Genomic DNA, 3,218 nt, shown 5'->3' with positions numbered 1-3,218 from the left:
GGCAAGAATCCGCAGATCGTGTTTCCCGACTGCGACTGGGACGCGATGATCGACGCGGTCGTGTTCGGCGTCTATTTCAACGCCGGCGAATGCTGCAATAGCGGCAGCCGAGTGCTTGTGCACGAGTCGATCGCGGAGCGTTTCGCTGAGGCGGTCGTCGAGCGCGCGAAGGTGGTGCCAGTCGGCGACCCGTTGCATCCCGATGCGAAGGTGGGCGCGATCGTCAGCGAGCAACAAATGAAGGACATCCTCTCGCACATCGAACGCAGCGTCGCTGCAGGTGCGCAGGTTCGCGTCGGCGGGGCGCGCTACGAACACGCCGCCGGCTTCTATCTGCAGCCGACGGTACTGACCGGTGTCACGCCTGAGATGAGCGCGGCGCGAGAAGAGATCTTCGGTCCTGTGCTGTCGGTGATTTCGTTCCGCGACGCGCAGCACGCGATCGAGATCGCCAACGATACCGCCTACGGTCTTTCCGCGGCAGTCTGGAGTCGCGATATCGACACCTGCCTCACGGTCGCGCGCGGCGTCGACGCCGGCACGGTCTGGGTCAACACGTTCCTCGACGGATACCCGGAGCTGCCGTTCGGTGGCTTCAAAGCGAGCGGCGTGGGGCGCGAGCTCGGGAAGCAGGCGGTCGAGGACTACACGGAGACCAAAACCATTCAATTGCACATCGGCGAGCGCAGCAGCCGGTGGGTGCCGTCGGAGCAGTGACGAGTAGCAAGGCACGGGTCCGGCATGGCGTCGGACGCGATTTCACATTCTCCCCGTAAGAGAGAGATAAACCTGGTGGAGTGAGACATGTTGAGGAAGACCCTTCTCGGCCTCGTGGCGGCTACTACGCTCGGTGCCGGCACGGTTGCGGCGGCGGCCGACAGCAAGACCGTCGAAGTGATGCACTGGTGGACGTCCGGCGGCGAGGCCAAGGCGCTTGCCGTGCTGAAGGACGGCTTGAAACAGCGCGGCTATACGTGGAAGGATGCGCCGATCGCAGGCGGCGGCGGAGAAGCGGCTCGCACGGTGCTCAAGGCACGCGTCTCCTCGGGCAATCCTCCCGACGCCATCCAGATGCTCGGCTTCACGATTCCGGAATACGCCGAGCAGGATTACCTCGCCAATCTCGATTCGCTCGCAGGGAAGGAAGGTTGGGACAAGCAGGTGCCGGCGCCGATCCAGCGTTTCTCGAAGTACCAGGGGCATTGGGTAGCCGTGCCGGTTGACATTCACCGAACCAATTGGATCTGGGCAAACAAGAAGATCTTCGATGACCTGCATTTGGCGCCGCCGCAAAGCTTCGACCAGCTCGTCGCGGACGCCGCCGCGATCCGCAAGGCGGGCTATATCCCCCTCGCGCACGGTGGCCAACCGTGGCAAGAGGCAACCATCTTTGATAGCGCGGTTATGTCCGCGGGTGGCCCGAAGTTCTATACGCAGGCACTCGTCAATCTCGATGCCGCCGCGCTCGGCTCGAAGACGATGGAGAAGGCGTTCGACCAGATGCGCGCACTGCGCGGCATGGTCGATCCGAACTTCCCTGGCCGCGACTGGAATCTCGCTACCGCGATGGTGATCGACGGTCGTGCTGCGATGCAGATCATGGGCGATTGGGCCAAGGGAGAGTTTGTGAATGCGGGCAAGAAGGCGAACGTCGATTACCTGTGCTTCCAATATCCGGGCACGCAAGGCGACTTCATCTTCAACACCGACCAGTTTGCGACGTTCAAGAAGGGCGATCCGAGCCTCCCCGCCGAACATGCGTTCGCCTCGACGGTGATGGACAAGTCGAATCAGGCCAAATTCAACCAGATCAAAGGCTCGATACCGGCGCGTCTGGACGTGCCTGCCGACGGCTTCGACGAATGCGGCCAGAAGTCGATGGCGGACCTGCGCAGTGCTCTCAAGAACGGCACGATGGTCGGCAGCTTTGCGCATGGCCACGCGATGCCCGACGGACCGAAAAACGCGGTGTATGACGTCGTCACGCATTTCTTCAATTCGAACGAGTCGTCCGCCGATGCGGTGAAGCAGCTCGTCGAAGCGGTCAACAACGCAAAGTAAACGTCTGAGGCAACCGGGCGCGTCCGCACGCGCGGACATCCCGGTCCCGAAGTCCTGAAGTGGAAGGTGGCTGCTATGAACATGACTCACCGGACTCACCACGCCTCGACTCACGATACCGTGGCCATGTCTACTCCCGAATCCGTTCGCCAGGCGAGCCTGCGCAACCGCATCGAGCATATGTTGCCGAAGCTGGTGCTGTCGCCGACGCTTATCACGACGTTGATCTTCGTGTACGGCTTCATCGTATGGACGGCCGCGCTGTCCTTCACGCGCTCGCGTGCGTTCGCCAGCCTGCGCTGGGGCGGCTTCATGCAGTACGCGCGGGTCTGGGAGCATCCGCGCTGGCACGTCGCGGTGATGAACCTCGGCATTTACGCATCGCTCTATGTGGTGCTGTGCATGGCGATCGGCCTTACGCTTGCGATCCTGCTTGATCAGCGGATCCGTGCCGAAGGCGGGCTGCGCGCCATCTTCCTGTATCCAATGGCGATCTCGTTCATCGTCACGGGCACGGCTTGGAAGTGGATCCTCAATCCTGGCCTTGGTTTGTCGAGGCTGTTCCACGACTGGGGTTGGACGAGCTTCCAGTTCAACTGGATCATCGACGACCACATGGCGATCTACTGTGTCGTGATCGCTGCCGTCTGGCAAGCATCCGGCTTTGTGATGGCGATGTTCCTCGCGGGTTTGCGAGGCATCGACCAAGACATGATCAAAGCCGCGTCGATCGACGGCGCGCGCTTGCCGGCAATTTACCGGCGCATCGTCATTCCGCAACTGCGACCGGCATTTATCTCGGCGTTCGTGATCCTCGTTCACCTCGCTGTCAAGAGCTATGAGCTGGTCGTTGCACTGACCGGCGCGGGTCCGGGCTATTCGACGGAGCTACCGTCGACCTTCATGTATTCGTTCACGTTCACCCGCAACGAGCTGGGCATGGGCGCGGCTAGTGCGGTGATGATGCTGTGCACGGTCGCCGCGATCATGGTGCCCTATCTGCATTCGGAGCTGAAGCCGCGCAGCGGCCGCGGCTCCCACTGAAGCGAGCAGGGAGACTGTCATGTCGCAACGAGGATGGGATTCACCGCAGATGGTCATGGGGCGACACAACTACGTGTCGCGGATCGTGATCTATGGGTTGCTGGCCGTATTCG

3 protein-coding genes are annotated in these 3,218 nt (G+C 61.9%); all 3 read left to right on the top strand.

Annotated features, from left to right (window positions below):
- Positions 1-717: aldehyde dehydrogenase family protein (locus ACTHL0_RS23965; protein ID WP_440569497.1), on the top strand; the 717-nt coding region annotated here is incomplete at its 5' end.
- Between the two features lie 87 nt (positions 718-804).
- Positions 805-2,061 carry an ABC transporter substrate-binding protein gene (locus ACTHL0_RS23960; protein WP_440569495.1) on the top strand — a complete coding sequence of 419 codons (1,257 nt, stop codon included), beginning with the start codon at positions 805-807 and terminating at the stop codon, positions 2,059-2,061.
- Between the two features lie 126 nt (positions 2,062-2,187).
- Positions 2,188-3,105, top strand: coding sequence for a carbohydrate ABC transporter permease (locus ACTHL0_RS23955; RefSeq protein WP_440569493.1), 918 nt, complete (start codon positions 2,188-2,190; stop codon positions 3,103-3,105).
- The last annotated feature ends 113 nt before the right edge of the window (positions 3,106-3,218 follow it).

The sequence above is a fragment of the Trinickia sp. genome, from assembly GCF_051961175.1.
Classification (GTDB): Bacteria; Pseudomonadota; Gammaproteobacteria; order Burkholderiales; family Burkholderiaceae; genus Trinickia.
Note: the sequence above shows the minus strand (reverse complement) of the source record. Positions and strands in the feature narration are given on the sequence as shown.